The organism is Pseudomonas kulmbachensis (genome assembly GCF_963681935.1).
GTDB classification, from domain to species: Bacteria; Pseudomonadota; Gammaproteobacteria; order Pseudomonadales; family Pseudomonadaceae; genus Aquipseudomonas; species Aquipseudomonas kulmbachensis.
The window spans coordinates 1,778,472-1,800,151 of sequence record NZ_OY817088.1; the positions used below are offsets into that span (position 1 = coordinate 1,778,472).

Here is a 21,680-nt window from a genome sequence, read left to right on the forward strand (position 1 = left end):
GCTACAGAGCAGGCTGACTGTGGGGAAACAGCAAATCGACAAAACGTTCGGCAGTGGGCTGTGGCTCATGATTGGCCAAGCCGCAGCGTTCATTGGCTTCGATAAACACATAGTCCGGTTGGTCGGCAGCAGGCACCATCAGGTCCAGCCCGACCACAGGAATATCCAGCGCCCGGGCTGCGCGAATGGCCGCGTCGGCCAGCACCGGGTGCAGCACGTCGGTTACATCTTCGAGGCAACCGCCGGTATGCAGATTGGCGGTGCGGCGCACCGCAAGTATCTGCCCTGCTGGCAAGATACTGTCGTACTCGTAGCCTGCGGCCTGCACGGTGCGCAGGGTTTCAGCATCCAGCGGGATACGGCTTTCGCCTTCGGTGGCGGCTTGACGGCGGCGGCTTTGGGCTTCTATCAGGCGCTGGATATTGTGCAGCCCATCGCCCATCACCTGCGCGGGTCGGCGGATGGCCGCAGCCACCACTTCAAAGCCGATTACCACCACCCGCAGGTCGAGCCCTTCGTGGAAGCTTTCGAGCAGCACCCGGCTATCGAACGCCCGTGCTGCCTCGATGGCCTGTTGCACCTGTTCGATGTTGTCCAGGTCCACCGCCACGCCATTGCCTTGCTCGCCATCCACAGGTTTGACCACCACCCGGGTGTGCTGCTCAAGAAAGCCCAAATTGTCATCGGCATTACCGGCCAGTTGCTGGCTGGGCACGTTCAAACCTGCCTGGCTCAAGACCTTGTGGGTCAGGCATTTGTCCTGGCACAGGCTCATGCTGATGGCGCTGGTCAAGTCGCTCAGTGATTCGCGGCAGCGAACCCGCCGCCCGCCGTGGCTGAGGGTGAACAGCCCGGCAGGCGCATCATCGATTTGCACATCGATTCCGCGCCGGTAAGCCTCTTCGACCACTATCCGGGCATAGGGGTTGAGCCCGGCTTCAGGGCCCGGCCCCAGAAACAGGGGTTGGTTGATGCCGTTTTTACGCTTGATGGCAAAAGTCGACAGGGTACGGAAACCCAACTTGGCGTAGAGATTTTTGGCCGAGGCATTGTCGTGCAGCACCGATAGATCGAGATAGCTCAGGCCTCGGCTCATAAAGTGCTCGATCAAATGCCTTACCAACACTTCGCCGACGCCGGGACGCGAACACTGCGGGTCGACCGCCAGGCACCAGAGGCTGCTACCGTTTTCGGGGTCGTGAAAGGCGGTGTGATGATTCAAGCCCATGACGCTGCCAATCACCGCGCCGCTGTCCTCATCTTCGGCCATCCAGTACACCGGACCGCCTTGATCACGGGCGGTGAGCAATGCCGGGTCGATGGGCAGCATTGAGCGCGCCTGGTACAGCGTGTTGATCGCGGTCCAGTCTGCCTCGCTTTGTGCTCGGCGGATGCGAAAGCCGCGAAATACGCGGGTGGCCTGGCGGTAATCGGTAAACCACAGGCGCAAGGTGTCCGACGGATCGAGAAACAGTTGTTGCGGAGATTGCGCCAGTACGCGCTGAGGTGCGGCGACGTACAGCGCAATATCGCGCTCGCCGGGCTGCTCGTTGAGCAGCTCATCGGCCAGGCTGCCAGGGTCGGGGAACGTATGCCCGATCAGCAACCGGCCCCAGCCGCAATGCACGGCGACGGGCTGGGCGTCGAGTTCGCTGCCGTCTTCGGCAAAGCGTGCCTGCAGGCGTTCATATGAAGGCGTCTGGCCACGTAACAAACGTTGGCTATAAGCCGTAGCGAGGGGTTTCATCGGTCAGATTCCTTGTTCGCTCAGCCACATGTTCAAGGTTGCCAATTGCCACAGTTTGGAACCGTTCAGGGGCGTCAGTTGGCCTTGCGGGTTACTCAGCAATCGATCCAGCATCGCCGGTTGAAACAGGCCGCGATCCTGGCTGGGGTCCAGCAGCAGGTCGCGCACCCAATTGAGGGTGTTGCCCTGCAAGTGCTTGAGGCCAGGGACCGGGAAGTAGCCTTTTTTGCGGTCGATCACTTCGCTGGGGATTACCAGTCGGGCGGCTTCCTTGAGCACTTGCTTGCCGCCGTCCGGCAGTTTGAAGCGGGCCGGAATCCGCGCCGAGAGCTCGGCCAGCCGGTAGTCGAGGAAGGGTGTGCGCGCTTCAAGGCCCCAGGCCATGGTCATGTTGTCGACCCGTTTTACCGGGTCATCCACCAGCATCACCGTACTGTCCAGGCGCAAGGCCTTGTCCACCCCTGCGCTAGCACCCGGCTGGGCAAAATGCTCACGGACATAATCCCCGGCCGCATCATTGGCCGTCAGCCACTGCGGTTGCACCGTCGCCTTGTATTCGTCATAGCTGCGATCGAAGAACGCTTCGCGGTAAGCGGCATATGGGTCGCTGGCGCCGTCGACCTGCGGGTACCAGTGATAACCGGCAAACAGTTCATCCGCGCCCTGGCCGCTTTGCACCACCTTGCAATGTTTGGCCACTTCCCGTGATAGCAGGTAAAACGCAATACAGTCGTGGCTGACCATCGGTTCGCTCATGGCGCGCATGGCCGCTGGCAATTGCTCGATGATTTCGTGTTCGCCAATGCGCAGTTGGTGATGGCGCGTGCCGTAGTGCTTGGCGATCAAGTCCGAGTACTGGAATTCATCACCGCGCTCGCCACCTGCGTCCTCAAAACCGATGGAAAAGGTCGACAGATCCTGTACGCCCACATCCCGCAGCAACCCCACCAGCAAGCTTGAATCAACGCCGCCCGAAAGCAGTACACCGACATCCACCGCCGCCCGTTGGCGAATGGCCACAGCCTCGCGGGTACTGTCGAGTACACGGTCGCGCCAGTCTTCGAGGGTCAAATTGACCTCGTCGGCATGGGGGCCGTAGGGCAGAGTCCACCAGGTTTTCTGTTCGGTACGCCCGTTGGCGTCGATGCGCATCCATGTCGCCGGTGGCAGTTTTTCGATCCCGGCAATCAACGTGCGGGGCGCGGGCACTACGGCATGGAAGTTGAGGTAATGGTTGAGCGCCACCGGGTCGAGCATCGGGTTGATATCACCGCCCTTGAGCAACGCTGGCAAGGTCGAGGCAAAGCGTAGGCGGGCATCGGTACGCGACAGGTACAGCGGTTTAACCCCCAAACGGTCGCGGGCGATAAACAGGCGCTGGGTATCGCGCTCCCAGATGGCAAAGGCAAACATGCCATTGAGCTTGGGCAGCAGTGCTTCGCCCCAGGCGTGATACCCCTTGAGCAGCACTTCTGTGTCGCCATCGGAATAAAAGCTGTAGCCCAGGGCTTCAAGTTCGGTACGTAGTTCGGGGAAGTTATAGATCGCGCCATTGAAGGCCAGCGACAGGCCAAGTTGGCCGTCGACCATTGGCTGGGCGGAACCATCGGACAAGTCCATGATTTTCAGGCGCCGATGGCCGAGGGCGACGGGGCCCTGACTGTGAAAACCCCAGGCATCGGGGCCACGTGGAGCGAGGTGGTGGGTGATGCGTTCGATGGCTGCCAGGTCGGCAGGTTGTTGATCAAAACGTAACTCGCCAGCTAATCCGCACATGGTGTGTAAATCCTTGGTATCTCTGCATGTGTTGCTACCGGTATGACTCGGCGCCTTTGCGGGGCGCCGGGTAGCGCTTGGGCCCGGTTTTAAAGGGCAATGCTGCGCTTGGCGGCCTTGCCAGCCCGTACGGCGCGAGTCTAAAAACCCCCGAGCCGTCATGAATGACCGTGTTTTATCGAGTGACTGAGGGCCGGATCGTTCAATAAAAGTTACCGATGGTCCTCTTGCAAGGGCTGCATATTTATCTATGTCATGGCCTCGGTTGAGCGGCGCTAGGTTGGTTACCTGTTTTACAGACCGACTCAAGAAGGCCGAAAATGACGCCCACTGCTTATGCTCAACGTCTGGATGCGCGCCAGACCACTATCAGTGATCTCGAACCGCTGGAGCTGGTACACAGCCATATGCCCAAGTGGTTGCTTGGCGCCACGCCCCAGCACATGGATGCACTGAATACGTCGATGGCGCAAAGCCGCTCATACCACGGACGGGTCGGCAAAAAATTTGCACAATTGCAAAGTATTGAAGCCTATTGCGCTGCATTGCTGAGCACTGCGGTGCGACGAAAATTCGGCCCGCTGCTGGATATTCATCGCGACTATCTGGCGGTCACGCATGTGCATTTGATAACCGATGACACGCTCCTGGCCACAATCCGCCATTACACCGTTCACGATGAACCCAAGACACTGTTATGGGCGGCCTTGCAGAACTTTTCTGCGGACGAAGCCACCCGCGGGGGCTTCAATCCACAAAGCCGGATTCTTCACCGCGGTTACGCCGGGCAAGTCAGCCCGGTCAAACCCCATCAATTTGCAGCGCTGTGTCGCACGCTGGACCTGGGGCTTGAATACCAAGCCTATCTGGAGCGCTTTCTGGGAGTTAAAGCGACTGGCAACCAGAGCGGTGATGCTACGCATCTGGCAACTGAATCAGACCTGCGATTGCTCAAACGCTATGACATGGAAGTGGATGCGCATATAGCGTTCTTCAAAAAGAACATCAGCGAGACCGCGTACAAGGCACTGCTTTCGGTCCTGGCAAACTCTGGCGTCCAGAGGCTGGACGCCAAGCCTGTTTTTCAAAGCTCGCTGTCGATTCTCGACACGGTGATTGATGGCGTGGTGATCTTCTCCCCGGACACGCTATTGCTGCACCCCGACAACCGCTTGATTGCCTATATCCCTAACGACCCTAAATCACCTTTTTTCGAATTCCGCTCGCTGCAAGTGTTTGTCGATGAGTTAAAACAGCGGCTGCTGGACCCGGACTACGCACAGTTTTTCTCGCGCTTTGTGGCCTTGAGCGCCAGGGCGGCGTTTATTCAAAGGGTCAATGCCAAACCAGACTATCTGGGCCTGACAGCCGCGCCATTGGGCATGCCAGCAGCGAATTACTTGTGTGCGGTACAACTCAGAAACATGTTCGCCGACGCGCAAATGCTGGCGGTGCCTACCGGGGTACTGGATGAACGCGAGCGCGAGCAACGTTGGCAGTTGTACAAGAATGTCGGGCTGATGCTGGTGAATGTCGCCGCACTTTTTGTACCAGCCCTGGGTTACATGATGCTGGCGGTCGCTATCGGCGAAATGTTGAAGGAAGTGTATGAGGGCGTGGAAGACTGGACTCAGGGCGATGTCGATCATGCCCGTGAACACCTGTTGAACGTAGCCTGGGATGTTGCAATCAACGCGGCGGTAGTAGCGGGTGTTGTCGTTGCTAAAAAGGTGGTCAGTCGATTAAGCGACGCCACAAAATCTTATTTTGCAGACTTTCAGCCCATTCGGCGTGATGACGGCACGGTGCGACTCTGGGATAAAAATCTTCAGCCCTATGAGCAAGCAGGTATTGCGCAACACAGGCACCGGGCCGATGCGCAAGGTTTTATCAACCATGACGGTAAGTCGCATGTAGAAGTGGCGGGCAAGCATTATTCGGTCGAGCTGGATGGCGCGTACAAACAATGGCGGATTTCGCACCCGACACGGCCAGATGCCTTCAGACCCGCCTTGCTGCATAACCGCGAAGGGGCCTGGCAGCATGTGCATGAGTGGCCGCTGGAGTGGGATGGCAGCGAAACGTTGCTGGGCCGTTTGGGCGCAATGACAGCAACCCTGAGTGAGCAAAGGCTGGAGCAAATAAGGGCGCTGACCGATACCCCGCAAGGGGTGATGCGCCGTGTGCATCTGGAAAACCTGGCACCGCCGCCGTTGCTCAAGGTCAGCCTCAAGCGTTTTGAAATTGACCAGCAGCTCAGCACATTTATCGAGCAAATGACTGCCAGTGAATACAACGCCCCGCGCTGGGCCGACCTGCAAATGCAGTTGTTACCCATGTTGCCGGGCTGGCCTGTGGGCAAAGGCCTGACAGTGGAGGACGCTACCGGCTACACGCTGGCGCAATACGGCACCGCACAGTGGGTTGCCTCCTCGAACCTCCACCTCACTTCGGCCATTACGGATCAGGGCAAGCTGCTGGAGGCCGTGCTGGCCGGGTTGAGCAGTGTCCAGGGCAAGGCGCTGCTGGGCCGTGAGTTGAGTGATGCGGCCGCGCCAGCCCGAGTACTGGCCCAAAAGCTGGCGACGTATGTGCAGGAAAACTGGAACAGCGTCTTTGAACATTTGTACGAGGGCTTTAATGTTTCGAAGGTGCCTGAGGCCAGCGCCATCGAGGCGTCATTTCCTGGATTGCCGCGTGCGGTGAGTCAGGCCATTGTCGAGTCGGCCAGCCCCCGCCAGCGCGAACTGTTACGCACATCCAAAGTACCGCTGGATATCGCGGAGCAAGTGCGGGTGTTGTTGCGCGAGGCCAGGATCAATCGGGCGCTGGAGGGTTTTTACCTGCAGACCCCAGTGAGTGATGACACTGAAAAACTGATCCTGCATTTTTTTCAACAGTTGCCCGGATGGCGACTGAGCAGTGCGCTGGAAATTCGTGAAGGTTCGTTGATGGGCCCCGTGACCCATCGTTGGGGCCAGGCGCAGCCCGACGCGACACGGGTTCTGGTCAAAACCCCCAAGGGCTACCAGCGCTATGCACCTAGTGGGCAACTGCTGGTCCTCCAGGCGGATGCAGAAGCCCCTTTGTCGACGGCGATTTACCAATCCCTGACCGGGTTGGAGCGTCAGGCAATGGGCTTGCATCCTGTGGGTCAAACGTCCGAGCTCAATGCCGCGCTTGGCCTGCTGGCGGTGCAGGCGCGTGATGAGTCATCCCGCATACTGGGCATGCAGCCGGTCAAGCCGCGCTTCAGGCCGCCTGCGGTCCTTGCGGATGCACGCGTTGGTTATCCGTTGTGCGGCATGCGGGCGGGCGGGCATTCCAGCGCCTTGCGGCGTCGTGTGAGTGAGCTGTATCCCGAATTTGATCAAGACCAGGTCCTGGATTATCTGGACGGTTTTATCGAGCGCAGGGAGGCACCGCTGCAAGCATTGCGCGAGCGCAAGCGTGAAAGAACGGCATTGCGCAACAGCTTACAGTTCTGGATTGATGCCGCTCCTGAACTGGGGACTAAAGACGCGATACACGATTACGCCGAAAACAGGTACCACGCGGCCGGGCTGATCGAGCGCATATGGCGTAAAAGCCCTAGCAACGTGCCTTGGGCCAGCAGTGATGACATACACAGCTTGAGCCTGGAGGGTTTACGTGTGGGCAACCTTCCGCAGTTGCCTGCAGTGGCTGACTTCAGCCATGTGCGCGAGCTGAAACTCAGCAATATGGATTGCAAGGACCGAGCTAACCTTTTCCTCGAGCATTTCAGCGGTCTGACTGCGCTTGAAATGGATAACAACGAAATGGCTCATCTGCCAGTACAACTTGAGCGCATGCCCAACCTGCGACGTTTATCGCTGGCGCGAAACTTGTTGTACATGACCACCAGCAACGCATCGGTGCTGAACGCGTTGAGCAGCCTGGAAGTGTTGAATCTCAATGACAACCTGTTGGGGCCGTTGTTGAGTTTCAATAATCACGCGCACTTGCGGCGCGTGTATTTACGCCGTACCTGGATCCAGGTTTGGCCTGAAGGGCTGCTTTCCAGACCATTTCTGGAAGCTGCCGACCTCAGGGAGAACCAGATTCTTGAAATTCCTGAACAGGTGTTTCAGGCCTCGCCCAAGATCATTCGAAATATCACGCTATCCAATAACCCGCTGTCGCCCTCAAGCCGTTTGCAGTTAGGGCGGTATGTCATGCAGGGCGGCAGCAGTATGGGAATCAGCAGTGAGGAGTTGCTCAGTGAGATGCTGGCGTTCGAGTTTTGGACAGCGGGCATTACCAGCAACGAACTCAGCCAGCGCGAGTTGTTATGGAATAACTTGCGAGCCAATCCGGCTTCCGAGGACTTTTTCATCGTGATCAGTCGTTTGACCACCACGGCGGATGCCCATACGGTTCGCCAGGATTTGAGTCGGCGGGTCTGGGAAATGATTGAGGCGGCGAGTCAGAACAGTCAATTACGCAGTGATTTGCTGAATATTGCCGCCTCCCCGCGTAGTTGCAGTGACAGTGTAGCGGTGACTTTCAGCGCGATGGAAATCCAGGTGTTGCTGGCAGAAATCTCACGCGGCGCCTCATTTCAGCAAGCCCAGTTGTTGCATTTGGCCAAGGGACTGTTCCGGCTCGATAAGTTGGCAAGTATTGCGGCTGAGACATGCGAGGAGCGTTTGGCACAAGGCAGGGCAACAGTAGATGAGCTTGAGGTTAACCTGGCGTACAGAATCGGCTTGTCTCAGGCACTGGAGCTGCCCGGCCAGCCCAAGAGCATGTCGTTCCGAGGGTTGGCCGGAGTGACTGAAGCGGATTTGGACATGGCCAGGGTGGAAGTCCAGAACGCTGAAAGGTCGGGTTCCATGGCGGTATTCATCACTACGCTCGAGTTCTGGAAAGCCTACATGGCCAGTACCCACAAGGCGGAGTACACCGTTTTGACCGAGCCTTACTTCGAGGCATTGCATGGGTTATTGAGACGATCGCCAGAGATGAACAGTGCGCGCTATTTACGCAGTGTCGCGCAGGTGCGCAACGAGATGGATGCAGCTGTCGATGCCTGGAACCTGGAAAAAACCCAGGCGTTGATTGCCAAGGATAGCCCCGGAGAGTGGTCGACAGCCCTGTAATCAACGCCCATGTGTTGGGCTGCAGCTTAGCGTTCTTCGTTTGCGACGATAGATATCTACGGCAGGCCGGTGCGCTTGCGCCGCTAGCTTGGGGCCTTCTTATCCATGATCCTGAAGGTCACACAGGTGCGTACCGAAGAACCCCAACCCCTTAACACCCGGCAAACCTCGCTCAGCGATGCAGATGCCCGCTCGGCAGCGTTTGTCCCTTAGCTATAACCGCTGTATATGAACCCCGGAAATATCAACGTACTGGCGAACCTGGGCAATCTCGAAGTACTGAACCTCAATGGCAACCTGCTGGGGCCAATGCTCGATCTAAGTAGGTTGCCCAAGCTGCGCCGGGTATCGATGCGTCGCACCGGGCTTGATGAGTGGCCACGGGGGTTGCTGACCGGCCCCTGCTGGCACTGCGGCACAAGGTTGCCCGGCGCCAGATGAATTTGAGGTGCATCTGGCCTGCCGGGTCGGCCTGGGGAGAGTACTAGGGCTGCCCAGCCAGCCGGAAAACATGCACTTCAATGTGTTGGGCGGGGTCAGTGAGGTCGATCTGCCATCGGCCAGGCTGCTTGTCGAAGTGGCAGAAAGGTCGGTGCAATTACCGGCTTTTGTCAGTAGCCGTGATTTTTGGCGCGATTATCTGATTAAAAAAACAAAGTCGAGTTTTCGGCATTATTGCCGCCGCACCCCTCCGCCATTGGCCAGAATCCGGATTTGTTCACTGCCCGCGTATGAGGGCGCGCAGCACAAAGCGATTAGGATGACAGGCCTCTGCAACCGCTCGGGGAACGGGCTGCGCTTCGTTGTTGATCCACGCCGCCAGTATTTCGCCCGACAGCGGGGCGGTAATCAGCCCGCGTGAGCCGTGGCCACTGTTGACGTACAGACCACTCAACCATGGGCAAGGCGTGTCGGGCGTTTGTCGCGCATCCTTGCGCAGTACCGCATAGGCGCTCGCAAACTGCTCCGGGTCTGACAGTGGCCCGACAATCGGCAAGTAGTCCGGGCTGGTGCAGCGGAAGGCGGCCCAGCCTTGCAGGGTCTGAGGATCCAACTGCTCATTGCCGAGACGCTGCTTCAGGTCCGGTGAAATCTCCTCAAGCAGGTCAAGGTTGCTCTGATGTCCGGCGGGGGTGGTGGACAGGTCTTCATTGTGGAAGTCGAAACTGGCGCCCAGGGTGTGCTCGCCGAGTCGACCGGGCGCAACATAACCTTCGGCACAGACCACGGTTTTGAGCACAGAGCTGGCTGGGGTTTCGGCCAGTTGAGTGATTTGCCCGCGAATACGCTTGAGTGGCAGACCGCTGCTGGCCGGGAAACGTTTGACTTCGGCGGCACCCGCCAGGATTACCACGGGCGCACTGGCCAGCAACTGATCGCCCTGGCAGGCGTGCCATTGGTCGCCAACCTTGTTCAATTGCAATACGTCATGGTGAGTCATGATCTGAACGTTGGCGTGTAGCGCCTGGTAATGGCACAACGCAGGCGGGTGCACCCAGCCACCTTCGGGGTAGAACAGGCCGCCGTGAGCCAGTTCGACCCCTGCCAAGGCCTGCGCCGCAGGCTGATCAAGCAAATGCACCAGCGCTGCCGGGAACGCGGACGCCAATTGCGCTTGGCGTTCAGCCTCTTTTTCGTTGAAGCCCAGCTGCAGGACACCGCAGTCGTCCCAGTCACGACCGCGTTGCAGTTGCTCCAGCAAGCGACGGGTGTACCCGAAACCACTGACAATCAATTGCGACAGAGTGGTGCCGTGAGCCGAAAGCTTCATGTACAAGATGCCTTGCGGGTTGCCCGAGGCTTCTTTGGCCAGGCGCTCGTGGCGCTCCATTAACGTGACTTGCCAGCCACGTCGCGCCAGGCTGTTAGCGCTGGCGCAACCCGACAGGCCGCCGCCAATCACAATCGCCTTGCGCTCGTCGGTGTGCCGAGGCGGGCGAGCAAACCAGGGTTTGGTATCGGTGCTGGCGGGTGTGTTTTCAGGCAAGCCAATAAAGGCGCCGCGTAGAATTTCCCACTTGTGGCCGATGCCCGGCGTGCGCCGCATCTTGAAACCAGCCTCATTCAGCGCCCGGCGTACCCAGCCGGTGCTGGTGAAGGTACTGATGGTGGAGGCGGGGGCCGCCAATCGAGCCAATTGCGCGAACAGCTCTGGTGTCCACATGTCCGGGTTTTTCGCCGGTGCAAAACCGTCGAGAAACCACGCGTCAATCTGTGCATCCAGTTGCGGCAGTTGCTCCAGCGCGTCACCGATCATCAGGGTCAGCGTCACACGGCCATCGGCCAGGCTCAGGGTTTGAAACCCCGGATGAATGGCAAACCAGGCTGCCAGTAATTGTTCACTCCAGGTAGCCAGTTCAGGCCAGAGAGCCAAGGCGCGCTTCAGGTCTTCGCGGGTCAGCGGGTATTTTTCGACACTGATGAAGTGCAGGCGCGCATCGGGTCGCGCCGTTTCTTCGAATAACTGCCAGGCACAAAGAAAATTCAGGCCGGTGCCGAAGCCGGTTTCGCCAATAACCATCTGGCCGTTAGCGGGGAGGGCGGCGAAGCGCTCTGCGAGGGCATTTTGTTCGATAAAGACATAACGGGTTTCTTCGAGACCCGACTTGTCCGAAAAATACACGTCATCAAACACCCGCGAACGGGGGCGGCCTTGGTCATCCCAGTCAATCTGGGCATTGGGCATTTCAGTATTCATGTGTGGCTCGGCATCGGCAAGGCGGCCATTCTAGCCGATCAGTCACGACACGATTGATCCAAGACAGTTTTGTGAGTGTTGTTCCTACACGTTCGGGTGCAATCCGCTAGGCTTGTGAAATCTTGCCAGGGAGCTTTCCATGTTCGAATCTGCTGAAATCGGTCATGTAATCGATAAAGAAACCTACGACAGAGAAGTTCCCGCCTTACGCGAAGCTTTGCTTGAAGCGCAATACGATCTCCATCAGCAGAAGCGTTCTGCCGTAATCGTATTGATCAATGGCATTGAGGGCGCCGGTAAAGGCGAGACGGTAAAACTGCTGAATGAGTGGATGGACCCGCGGCTGATCGAAGTGCGTACTTTCGATAGCCAGACCGATGAGGAGCTGGCGCACCCGCCTGCATGGCGGTACTGGCGGCAATTGCCGGCCAAGGGCCGCATGGGGGTGCTCTTCGGCAACTGGTACAGCCAGATGATTCAGGGTCGGGTTCATGGGCGCTTCAAGGATGCCGTGCTCGATCAGGCGATCAATGGTGCGGAGCGTCTGGAGAAGATGCTGTGCAACGAAGGGGCGGTAATTTTCAAGTTCTGGTTCCACTTGTCCAAGAAACAGATGAAAGCCCGGCTCAAGGCACTCAAGGATGACCCGTTGCATAGCTGGCGTATCAGTCCATTGGATTGGCAGCAGTCAGAAACTTACGATCGCTTTGTGCGATTTGGCGAGCGTGTGATTCGTCGAACCAGCCGTGACTACGCTCCCTGGAGCATCGTGGAGGGTGTCGATCCGTACTACCGCAGTCTGACAGTGGGCAAGATCTTGCTCGAAGGTCTGCAAGCCGCGCTGAATGAGCCCAAGACCAAAGTCCGGGCCACTCATGTCGCGCCGTTGGCTGAAGTCCAGGACGGTTTGAGCCTGCTCGATTGTCTGGATATGACACAGCAGCTGGAAAAAGACGATTACCAGGAGCAGTTGATTACCGAGCAGGCACGCCTGTCGGGGTTGATGCGCGACAAACGGATGCGCCGCCATGCGTTGGTATCGGTGTTTGAAGGCAACGATGCGGCAGGCAAGGGCGGTTCGATCAAGCGCGTGGCGGCGGCACTCGACCCGCGTCAGTACAGTATCGTGCCGATTGCTGCACCTTCTGAAGATGAGCGTGCACAGCCTTATCTGTGGCGCTTCTGGCGACAGATTCCGGGGCGCGGCAAGTTCACCATTTTTGACCGTTCATGGTACGGGCGGGTGCTGGTTGAGCGGGTTGAAGGCTTTTGTACTCCGGCTGACTGGATGCGCGCCTACGGTGAAATCAATGACTTCGAGGAACAGTTGCGCGATGCGGGGGTGATTGTCGTCAAGTTCTGGCTGGCGATTGATAAAGATGTACAGCTTGAACGCTTTCATGAACGCGAAGAGATTCCGTTCAAACGCTTCAAAATCACCGAAGAAGACTGGCGTAACCGCGAAAAGTGGGATGTGTATCGCAAGGCGGTGTGCGACATGGTGGACCGTACCAGCACCGAGATTGCACCCTGGACGCTGGTAGAAGCCAATGACAAACGCTGGGCGCGGGTAAAGGTGTTGCGCACCATCAACGAAGCGCTGGAAGCCGCCTTCGAGAAGAGCGACAAAAAGCACAAGAAGTAAACAAAGACCTTCTCATCTTGCGTAGCAGCTACCGAAGGAACGAGGCTGCGTCCGATTGCGAAGCAATCGTAAAACCTGAGTCTGCGGTTTAGCCGATAGAACGCCAGTTTAGGTTTTACGACGGCTTCGCCGCCGAACGCAGCCTCGTTCCTTCGGCAGCTGCTACAGTTTTCTTAGTGCTTGCCAGGCCCCAGCATGTTCTCCGGGCGTACCCACTGATCAAATTCTGCATCGGTCAGATAACCCAGTTCCAATGCGGCTTCGCGCAGGGTCAGACCTTCTGCATAAGCCTTTTTGGCGATCTCGGCAGACTTGTCGTAGCCAATGTGCGGGTTGAGTGCAGTCACCAGCATCAGGCCGCGCTCCAGGTGCTCGGCCATTTTTTCGGCGTCAACCTCAAGGCCGGTCACGCAGTGTTTTTGGAAGTTGCTGCAACCGTCGCCCAGCAACTTGATCGACTGCAACAGGTTATGAATGATCACCGGTTTGTAGACGTTCAGTTGCAAGTGGCCCTGGCTTGCGGCAAAGCCGATGGCGACATCATTGCCCATTACCTGGCAGGCCAGCATCGACAGCGCTTCGCATTGGGTCGGGTTGACCTTGCCTGGCATGATCGAGCTGCCCGGCTCATTGGCTGGCAGTTTGATTTCGGCCAACCCGGCACGTGGGCCAGAGCCCAGCAGGCGGAAGTCATTGGCCAGTTTCATCAAGGTAACGGCCAGGGTTTTGAGTGCACCCGAGAGGGTGGTCAATGGTTCGTGACCTGACAGCGCAGCAAATTTGTTCGGCGCCGTGACAAATGGCAAGCCCGACAATGCCGCGATTTCAGCCGCTATCGCTTCTGCGAAACCGTGGGGCGCGTTGAGCCCGGTCCCTACGGCCGTGCCGCCCTGGGCCAGTTCGCATACCGCCGGTATGGCCGAGCGTATGGCGTGCTCGGCGTAATCGAGTTGCGCGATATAGGCCGACAGTTCCTGGCCAAATGTGATCGGAGTCGCGTCCATCATGTGGGTGCGGCCGGTCTTGACCAGTTTCATGTGCTGGGCCGACAGCTCTGCCAATCCGCCAGCCAACTCACTAATTGCTGGCAGCAAGTGTTCATGCACCGCTTTGGCGGCGGCGATATGCATGGCGGTCGGGAAGCAGTCGTTGGAGCTTTGTGAACGGTTGACGTGGTCGTTTGGGTGGACGGGCGATTTGCCGCCACGACCTTTGCCTGCCAGTTCGTTGGCGCGCCCGGCGATAACTTCGTTAGCGTTCATGTTGCTTTGCGTGCCACTGCCGGTCTGCCATACCACCAGCGGAAATTGATCGTCGTACTGCCCATCAAGCACCTCATCGGCGGCCTGCTCGATCAGGCGGGCAATATCAGCGGGCAGGTCACCATTGCGGTTGTTGACCCGGGCAGCAGCTTTTTTGATCAGTACCAGAGCGTGCAACACGGCCAACGGCATCTTTTCATTGCCGATGGCGAAGTTGATCAACGATCGTTGGGTTTGCGCCCCCCAATAGGCCTCGTCGGCCACGCTGACTTCACCCAGGCTGTCGGTTTCGATACGGCTCATCGGCTCTTTCTCCTAAAGGTCTGACCAGACAGCTTAGGCGCTGGTTTGCGTCCGGGGTTCAATCTGGTGTTTTTAATGCTTTTGGTCAGATGATGAGAACGTCTATCAGACTCGGGGTTGAGTGACAGACTTTAATAGGCGCAGAATGGCCGCCCTTGGGGTTCAACCTCGCTTGCTAGAAAAGGAAACTCGATGACCCGTCTTCGCGCCATCTGTACAGCGGTTGCTCTGGTTTGCGCCAGCGGCCAGGTTTTCGCCGATACCGCCAGTCACGCTGCCAGTGCTGAAACGTTCCTCAAACTGGCTCATGCCGACAAGCTGGGTACCCCGGTTTACATGCAAGTACAGCAGATGTTTGCCCAGCGTTTTGAGCAAACCAAAGCGCCAGCCTCCAAGAAAGCCCTGCTGGAAACCTACCAGGCCAAGGCCAACACTGCTCTGGACCAAGCCATTGGCTGGGACAAGCTGAAGCCTGATATGGTCAAGCTGTACACCACCAACTTCAGCGAATCCGAACTCAAGGATCTGGTAGCGTTTTACCAGTCGCCACTGGGCAAGAAAGTCCTGGAAAAAATGCCGCAGCTGACTCAGCAATCGGCGCAAATGACCCAGGCCAAGCTGGAAAGCGCAGTGCCGGTGGTCAACAAGCTGCTGGAAGACATGACTACCGAGCTGGAGCCAAAAGCGGCCCCGGCCAAGAAGAAGTAAGCGGAGCCTGAATGAGCATGCAACACCGTATTGAATCGGCGCTTGGCGCATTGCAACCCGAGCACTTGAGCGTGTTGGACGAAAGCCATATGCACAGTCGCGGGTTACAGACCCACTTCAAGGCAGTGGTAGTCAGCGAGCAATTTGCCGGGCTCAACAGCGTCAAGCGTCACCAGAAGGTTTACGCCACTTTGGGTGATCTGATGGGCGAGTTCCATGCGCTGGCTTTGCACACGTATACGCCTGATGAATGGGCAAAAATCGGCACGGCCCCGGCTTCGCCGACCTGTGCCGGCGGTGGGCACTAAGTCGTCTTTTTGCTAGAATCCGCAGCGCGCCGCATAGTCGGCGCGTTTTTTTTTGCATCCGGTTCACCCTTTACGAGGGTAGCCACCTGGAGAAACACGATGACTGCGCCTGTTGTTGTAGCTGCACTGTACAAATTCGTCACCCTTGAAGATTACGTAGCCCTGCGTGAGCCGTTGCTCGCGGCAATGGTCGATAACGGCATCAAAGGCACGTTGCTGATTGCCGAAGAAGGGATTAACGGCACGGTTTCCGGTAGCCGTGAAGGCATTGACGGGCTGATGGCCTGGCTCAAGACCGATCCGCGCATGGTTGATATCGACCATAAAGAATCCTACTGCGATGACCAGCCGTTCTATCGGACCAAGGTCAAGCTCAAGAAAGAAATCGTTACCCTTGGCGTAGAAGGCGTAGACCCGAACAAGAAAGTCGGAACCTATGTCGACCCCGAGAACTGGAATGCGCTGATCAGCGATCCGGAGGTGTTGTTGATCGACACCCGTAACGACTATGAAGTATCGATCGGTACGTTTGAGGGCGCTATTGACCCGAAAACAACCAGCTTTCGCGAATTTCCTGACTACATCAAAGCCAATTTCGACCCGGCCAAGCACAAGAAAGTCGCAATGTTCTGCACCGGCGGTATTCGCTGTGAAAAGGCTTCGAGCTATATGCTCAGCCAGGGTTTTGACGAGGTTTACCACCTCAAGGGCGGCATCCTGAAGTACCTCGAGGAGGTGCCGCAGGAAGAAACCAAGTGGCAGGGCGACTGCTTTGTATTCGATAACCGGGTTACCGTACGCCACGATCTGACTGCCGGTGAGTACGACCAGTGCCATGCGTGCCGCACCCCGATCAGCATCGCGGACCGTGAGTCGGAACACTATCAGGCCGGTATCAGCTGTCCGCATTGCTGGGACACCCTGAGCGAAAAAACCCGTCGCAGCGCCATTGATCGTCAAAAGCAGATCGATCTGGCCAAGGCGCGTAACCAGCCGCACCCGATTGGCCACAACTACCGTAAACCTGCCGAGGTTTGAGATGAGTGCACGTCTGCTCTATGTGATGGATCCGATGTGCTCATGGTGCTGGGGTTTCTCGCCCATCGCCGAGGCGCTGGTTGAGCAGGCGCAGGCCGCAGGCGTTGAGTTGCATCTGGTGGTGGGCGGTTTGCGCACCGGCAGTGGCTCGGCGCTTGAGCCTGCTACCCGGCGCTATATCCTCGAACACTGGCAGGCAGTTACAGACGCCACCGGGCAGCCATTCAAGTTCGACGGCGCCTTGCCTGACGGTTTTGTCTATGACACCGAGCCCGCCTGTCGGGCCGTGGTGGCGGCTCGCAGCTTGGCCCCCGATTGCGCCTGGAAGTTGGTGAAGCTGATTCAACAGGCTTTCTATGAGCAGGGGCGTGATGTCACCCAAGCCAGTGTGCTGGTTGAACTGGCTGAGACAGCAGGGTTGCCGCGTATCGAGTTTTCTGCCGTGTTTGACACGGCGCAGCAGCATGCAGCGACAGCCGCCGACTTTACCTGGGTGCAAGACCTGGGGATTGCCGGGTTTCCGACCTTGCTCGCCGAGCGCAATGGTCAACTGGCGTTGCTGACTAATGGCTATCAGCCGCTTGGACCGTTATCTGACCTGCTCGCTCGCTGGCTAGAACGCGCCACGCGTGTTTGATCCTGCTGCTGTGCCGCCCGGCCCCAAGGCGGACCGTCTGACGTGGGCCGAGATACGTCGCCTGGCCCTGCGTCATAAAAAAGCCCTGTGGATTGCCAACGGCGTGGCCGTGCTGGCTACGCTGTGCAGTGTCCCTATTCCCCTGCTCCTGCCCTTGCTGGTGGACGAAGTGTTGCTGGGCAACGGTGATGCCGCGCTGAAAATCATGAATCACTGGCTACCGGCTGCCTGGCAAAGTGCAGCGGGCTACATTGGCCTGATGTTGGTGATTACCTTGATGCTGCGTTGCGGGGCGCTGTTGTTTAACGTGCTGCAAGCTCGGCTGTTCTCGCGGTTGGCCAAGGACATTGTGTTTCGCATCCGCTTGCGCTTGATTGAGCGCTTGAAGCGAATTTCGCTGGCCGAGTATGAAAACCTTGGCAGCGGCACCGTGACCACGCATCTGGTCACCGATCTCGAAACGCTGGACAAGTTTGTCGGTGAAACCCTGAGCCGGTTTTTGGTGGCGATGCTGACACTGGTGGGGACTTCGGCGATTTTGCTGTGGATGCACTGGCAGTTGGCACTGTTGATCTTGCTGTTTAACCCGCTGGTGATCTACGCCACGGTGCAACTGGGCAAGCGGGTCAAACACCTTAAAAAACTCGAAAACGATAGCACTGCGCGTTTTACCCAGGCCCTGACCGAGACCCTGGACGCGATTCAGGAAGTTCGTGCAGGTAATCGCCAGGGTTTTTTCCTTGGTCGTTTGGGGCTGCGGGCGCGAGAAGTTCGAGATTTTGCTGTGGCCTCGCAATGGAAGACCGATGCATCAAATCGTGCCAGCGGTTTGTTGTTCCAGTTCGGTATCGATATTTTTCGCGCTGCGGCGATGCTGACAGTGCTGTTTTCGGACCTGTCGATTGGCCAAATGCTCGCGGTGTTCAGTTACCTGTGGTTCATGATTGGACCGGTCGAGCAGTTGCTTAATTTGCAATATGCCTTCTATGCCGCCGATGGTGCCGTGACCCGGATCAACCAACTATTGGCGCGAAGCGACGAGCCGCAATATCCCGGTGGAGCCAATCCGTTTGTCGGGAACCAGACAGTCGGTATTGAAGTGCGTGACCTGAGCTTCAGTTATGGTGAGGAAAAGGTCCTGGATCATTTGAACCTGACCATTGCACCGGGGGAAAAAGTGGCCATTGTGGGCACCAGTGGCGGCGGTAAAAGCACGCTGGTGCAACTTCTGCTGGGGTTGTATACGCCCCAGTCGGGAAGCATCCGCTTTGCCGGCGCGAGCCAGCCCGAGATTGGCCTGCAAACCATACGCGAGCATGTTGCTGTGGTGCTGCAGCACCCGGCGCTGTTCAACGATACCGTGCGCGCTAACTTGACCATGGGCCGTGAGCGGACCGATGAAGCGTGCTGGCATGCTCTGGAAATCGCACAGCTGGATGGCACCATTCGTGCTCTGGCGCAGGGCCTGGACAGTATTGTCGGACGTTCAGGTGTGCGTTTGTCGGGTGGCCAGCGTCAGCGCCTGGCAATTGCGCGGATGGTGCTGGCCGAACCCAAGGTAGTGATCCTCGACGAGGCCACCAGTGCCCTGGATGCAGCCACCGAATACAACCTGCATCACGCTTTGGGAAAATTTTTGAGCGGGCGTACAACTTTAATCATTGCCCACCGCTTGTCTGCGGTAAAACAGGCAGACAGAGTGTTGGTGTTTGATGGCGGGCGTATTGCCGAAGAGGGTGATCACCAGCAGTTGATTGCAGACGGCGGGCTTTACGCCAAACTCTACGGGCACCTTCAGCAAACTTGATGGGTTTGTATTAAGTGAGGTGAATTGCTCGGGCGAAGGCCTTTTTGACGATGTTGAGCATGTGTGGTTGCTCAAGCCGTCGAAAATTGGCCTAGGCTGAGCTGTAGTGAGATTTTCTCTCTGGTTTTCATCTGACGCCATGAAGCAAGGAAACTCATGAAATCAAAACACCCCCACGGGACACCACGCTTGTTGGGTATTGTTTGGCCCTTTATTGCAGTCGTGCTTTTCCAGGCGTTATTGGGGTGCGTGAGTCTGTATATGCTCTCGGCAGTAAGAAGTTATGTCGGGGGCGAAAGTTTGTGGTCCAAGGCCCAAAAAGACGCTATCTACTTCCTCTATGTGTATTCCGATACGCATGATCCAGCTTATTTCGATAAATATCAGCAGGCTAGAAGCATCCCTCAGGGCGATCACAAGTTGCGTCTGGCGATGGATCAGTCCCCCTCTGATGAGGTAGCTGCTCGCGAAGGTATTTTGCAAGGCGGCAACAGCCCGGAAGATGCCGACAGCATTATTTGGTTTTATCGCTACTTTCGTCACGTAAGTTATATGGAAACGGCCATTGAGAAGTGGTCCGTGGGCGATGCTTACCTGGTTCAGCTCGATAATCTGGCTCAAGAGATGCACCGTACACTGCTTGGCGGTCACGTCACTGATGCGGACTCAAAACGCTGGGCGGACGGTATTTTTGCCATCAATGAAGGTATTGCGCCTGCAGCCAAGGCCTTCAGTGATGCCCTGGGAGAAGGCTCACGCTTTGTTTGGCGGTTACTGGTTGTTATCAACCTGGTTACGGCGCTGGGGCTGATTCTTCTGGTGCTCAAGCGTACTCATAAAGTTCTGGCCCAGAGTCGTGCATTTGCCCAAGCCTTGCAGTTGGAAAAAGAACGGGCACAAATCACTCTTGCGTCTATTGGCGACGGCGTTATAACGACCGACGAGAAGGGCGCGATTGCTTACATGAACCCGGCGGCCGAGCAACTGACTCAATGGAAGTCCGAGCAGGCCCACGGCGTTACTCTGGCGGCGTTGTTCAAGTTGCTCGACGACAATGACCAGGATGATGGCTTCAAACTGATTGATCGGCTTCTCAGTGGCCAATTGGGTAATAGCCGCGATCACTCACGACAGATCCAGCGCATGGATGGCAGTACGGTTGCTGTCACGCTGGTGGGCGCGCCGATTGTCCATGCTGGAGAGGTGAGTGGGGCGGTGTTGGTGCTGCATGACATGACCCAAGAGCGCCGGTACATTGCCAATCTGTCCTGGCAGGCGACCCATGATGCACTGACGGGCCTGGCCAATCGTCGCGAATTTGAATATCGCCTGGAGACAGTGCTGAAGAACCTGGGGCGACAACAGGGTCGGCATGCATTGATGTTCCTCGATCTGGATCAGTTCAAACTGGTGAATGACACTTGCGGTCACGCGGCGGGTGATGAGCTGTTGCGCCATGTTTGTGTGCTGCTGCGAACCGGGTTGCGCGAAGGCGATACGTTAGCTCGCCTGGGAGGCGATGAGTTCGGGATCCTGCTGGAAAACTGCCCGGTGGATATGGCCGAGAGAATCGCCGGAGGCCTGCGTCAGGCGGTGCAAAACCTGCATTTCGCCTGGAAAGGGCGGCCGTTCATGAGCACCATCAGTATTGGTCTTGTACATATCCATCAAACCCCGGTAACCCTTGAGTCGCTGATGCGTGCAGCGGACATGGCCTGCTATATGGCCAAGGAAAAGGGGCGCAACCGGGTGCAGGTCTATCATCTGGATGACACGGAACTGTCATTGAGATTTGGTGAAATGGCTTGGGTGCAGCGTCTGCATGTAGCGCTGGAAGAAAACCGTTTTTGTCTCTACTCGCAGGAAATCACCCCCTTGGGGGCTGAGCCGGAGGGGGGCGGGCACATCGAAATTCTGTTGCGGTTGCAGGATGAGAGCGGGCGAATGGTTTATCCAGACAGCTTTATTCCGGCTGCTGAGCGGTATGGGTTGATGAGTTCGATAGACCGCTGGGTGGTCGAAAACGTGTTCAAAATCATTTCTGAGTGTACGGCCCAGGTAGGGGCGCAGCCGATGGCCATGTGTGCCATCAACTTGTCAGGATCGACCATTGGTGATGATGATTTCCTGGAATTTTTGCATGAGCAGTTCAAGTGTTATGGCGTCTCGCCCAAACTGATCTGCTTTGAAATTACCGAAACCAGCGCGATCGCTAACCTGGGCAGTGCTATTCGGTTTATCAATGATCTCAAGTCATTGGGTTGTATGTTCTCTTTGGATGACTTTTGTGCCGGCATGTCTTCGTTTGCATACTTAAAACATCTTCCTGTCGATTTTTTGAAGATTGATGGGAGCTTCGTCAAGGATATGCTGGACGACCCGATCAATCGGGCTATGGTTGAAGTTATTAATCATATTGGCCATGTGATGGGAAAACGCACAATTGCCGAGTTTGTGGAAACGACACAAATTGAACAGGCATTGATCGAGATCGGGGTTGATTATGCGCAAGGCTATATAGTTCAACGCCCACAGCCGTTTACCTTTGATAGCTTGTTGCACCGGCCCAAACGGTCCAGAGCCTTGACGTTGAGGTCGCCGGGTAATCTGCGTTGACAGGTTACATAT

At 57.2% G+C, this 21,680-nt stretch carries 13 protein-coding genes and 1 pseudogene; 10 read left to right on the forward strand and 4 right to left on the reverse strand.

Going from position 1 to position 21,680, the window contains the following annotated elements; genetic code table 11:
* Position 1: 1 nt before the first annotated feature.
* Together ngg and U5A05_RS08275 are read right to left on the reverse strand one after the other, a co-directional pair.
* Complete coding sequence (ngg, locus tag U5A05_RS08270; protein ID WP_321836088.1) at positions 2 to 1,747, reverse strand: N-acetylglutaminylglutamine synthetase; 1,746 nt, start codon at positions 1,745 to 1,747, stop codon at positions 2 to 4.
* 3 nt (positions 1,748 to 1,750) lie between these two features.
* Complete coding sequence (locus U5A05_RS08275) at positions 1,751 to 3,523, reverse strand: N-acetylglutaminylglutamine amidotransferase (protein ID WP_321836089.1); 1,773 nt, start codon at positions 3,521 to 3,523, stop codon at positions 1,751 to 1,753.
* Between the two features lie 320 nt (positions 3,524 to 3,843).
* Here U5A05_RS08275 and U5A05_RS08280 point away from each other — a divergent pair, with 320 nt between their 5' ends.
* From U5A05_RS08280 to U5A05_RS24250, 3 genes and pseudogenes are all read left to right on the forward strand, one after another.
* The gene (locus U5A05_RS08280) at positions 3,844 to 8,646 is read left to right on the forward strand and encodes an NEL-type E3 ubiquitin ligase domain-containing protein (protein ID WP_321836090.1); all 4,803 of its coding nucleotides are present in this window, start codon (positions 3,844 to 3,846) and stop codon (positions 8,644 to 8,646) included.
* Between the two features lie 228 nt (positions 8,647 to 8,874).
* Complete coding sequence (locus U5A05_RS08285; protein WP_321836091.1) at positions 8,875 to 9,087, forward strand: hypothetical protein; 213 nt, start codon at positions 8,875 to 8,877, stop codon at positions 9,085 to 9,087.
* Between the two features lie 7 nt (positions 9,088 to 9,094).
* Positions 9,095 to 9,238, forward strand: a pseudogene (locus tag U5A05_RS24250) (NEL-type E3 ubiquitin ligase domain-containing protein); the annotation flags it as partial.
* Between the two features lie 126 nt (positions 9,239 to 9,364).
* Here the strand turns inward: U5A05_RS24250 and mnmC are convergent.
* Entirely contained in the window at positions 9,365 to 11,344 is a 1,980-nt protein-coding gene (gene mnmC / locus U5A05_RS08290; RefSeq protein WP_321836092.1) for a bifunctional tRNA (5-methylaminomethyl-2-thiouridine)(34)-methyltransferase MnmC2/FAD-dependent 5-carboxymethylaminomethyl-2-thiouridine(34) oxidoreductase MnmC1, read from the reverse strand.
* A 139-nt stretch (positions 11,345 to 11,483) separates the two neighbouring features.
* Between mnmC and pap the strand changes: the two genes are divergently transcribed.
* The gene (gene pap / locus U5A05_RS08295) at positions 11,484 to 12,989 is read left to right on the forward strand and encodes a polyphosphate:AMP phosphotransferase (protein ID WP_261741654.1); all 1,506 of its coding nucleotides are present in this window, start codon (positions 11,484 to 11,486) and stop codon (positions 12,987 to 12,989) included.
* A 173-nt stretch (positions 12,990 to 13,162) separates the two neighbouring features.
* Here the strand turns inward: pap and U5A05_RS08300 are convergent, their stop codons facing one another.
* A complete protein-coding gene (locus U5A05_RS08300) occupies positions 13,163 to 14,554 on the reverse strand; it encodes a class II fumarate hydratase (protein ID WP_321836093.1) in 1,392 nt (463 codons plus the stop codon).
* 192 nt (positions 14,555 to 14,746) lie between these two features.
* Between U5A05_RS08300 and U5A05_RS08305 the strand changes: the two genes are divergently transcribed.
* The 6 genes from U5A05_RS08305 (at position 14,747) to U5A05_RS08330 (ending at position 21,668) form a co-directional block, all read left to right on the forward strand.
* Positions 14,747 to 15,262, forward strand: coding sequence for a DUF2059 domain-containing protein (locus tag U5A05_RS08305; protein ID WP_261741656.1), 516 nt, complete (start codon positions 14,747 to 14,749; stop codon positions 15,260 to 15,262).
* Positions 15,263 to 15,273: 11 nt separating this feature from the next.
* Positions 15,274 to 15,570, forward strand: a complete 297-nt coding sequence (locus U5A05_RS08310) for a BolA family protein (RefSeq protein ID WP_261741657.1) — start codon at positions 15,274 to 15,276, stop codon at positions 15,568 to 15,570.
* A 99-nt stretch (positions 15,571 to 15,669) separates the two neighbouring features.
* The gene (gene trhO / locus U5A05_RS08315) at positions 15,670 to 16,608 is read left to right on the forward strand and encodes an oxygen-dependent tRNA uridine(34) hydroxylase TrhO (RefSeq protein ID WP_261741658.1); all 939 of its coding nucleotides are present in this window, start codon (positions 15,670 to 15,672) and stop codon (positions 16,606 to 16,608) included.
* A 1-nt stretch (position 16,609) separates the two neighbouring features.
* Positions 16,610 to 17,245, forward strand: coding sequence for a DsbA family protein (locus U5A05_RS08320; RefSeq protein WP_321836094.1), 636 nt, complete (start codon positions 16,610 to 16,612; stop codon positions 17,243 to 17,245).
* 10 nt (positions 17,246 to 17,255) lie between these two features.
* On the forward strand, positions 17,256 to 19,052 hold the full coding sequence (locus U5A05_RS08325; RefSeq protein WP_261742400.1) for an ABC transporter ATP-binding protein: 1,797 nt from the start codon (positions 17,256 to 17,258) through the stop codon (positions 19,050 to 19,052).
* 156 nt (positions 19,053 to 19,208) lie between these two features.
* Positions 19,209 to 21,668, forward strand: coding sequence for an EAL domain-containing protein (locus U5A05_RS08330; protein WP_321836095.1), 2,460 nt, complete (start codon positions 19,209 to 19,211; stop codon positions 21,666 to 21,668).
* Positions 21,669 to 21,680: the final 12 nt, after the last annotated feature.

Bases quoted from the DNA above. Each gene is read 5' to 3' on its own strand.
- U5A05_RS08330 (WP_321836095.1), top strand. From the start codon at position 19,209: ATGAAATCAAAACACCCCCACGGGACACCACGCTTGTTGGGTATTGTT.
- U5A05_RS08275 (WP_321836089.1), bottom strand. From the start codon at position 3,523: ATGTGCGGATTAGCTGGCGAGTTACGTTTTGATCAACAACCTGCCGAC.
- U5A05_RS08320 (WP_321836094.1), top strand. From the start codon at position 16,610: ATGAGTGCACGTCTGCTCTATGTGATGGATCCGATGTGCTCATGGTGC.
- U5A05_RS08300 (WP_321836093.1), bottom strand. From the start codon at position 14,554: ATGAGCCGTATCGAAACCGACAGCCTGGGTGAAGTCAGCGTGGCCGAC.
- ngg (WP_321836088.1), bottom strand. From the start codon at position 1,747: ATGAAACCCCTCGCTACGGCTTATAGCCAACGTTTGTTACGTGGCCAG.
- mnmC (WP_321836092.1), bottom strand. From the start codon at position 11,344: ATGAATACTGAAATGCCCAATGCCCAGATTGACTGGGATGACCAAGGC.
- pap (WP_261741654.1), top strand. From the start codon at position 11,484: ATGTTCGAATCTGCTGAAATCGGTCATGTAATCGATAAAGAAACCTAC.
- trhO (WP_261741658.1), top strand. From the start codon at position 15,670: ATGACTGCGCCTGTTGTTGTAGCTGCACTGTACAAATTCGTCACCCTT.
- U5A05_RS08280 (WP_321836090.1), top strand. From the start codon at position 3,844: ATGACGCCCACTGCTTATGCTCAACGTCTGGATGCGCGCCAGACCACT.
- U5A05_RS08305 (WP_261741656.1), top strand. From the start codon at position 14,747: ATGACCCGTCTTCGCGCCATCTGTACAGCGGTTGCTCTGGTTTGCGCC.
- U5A05_RS08285 (WP_321836091.1), top strand. From the start codon at position 8,875: ATGAACCCCGGAAATATCAACGTACTGGCGAACCTGGGCAATCTCGAA.
- U5A05_RS08310 (WP_261741657.1), top strand. From the start codon at position 15,274: ATGAGCATGCAACACCGTATTGAATCGGCGCTTGGCGCATTGCAACCC.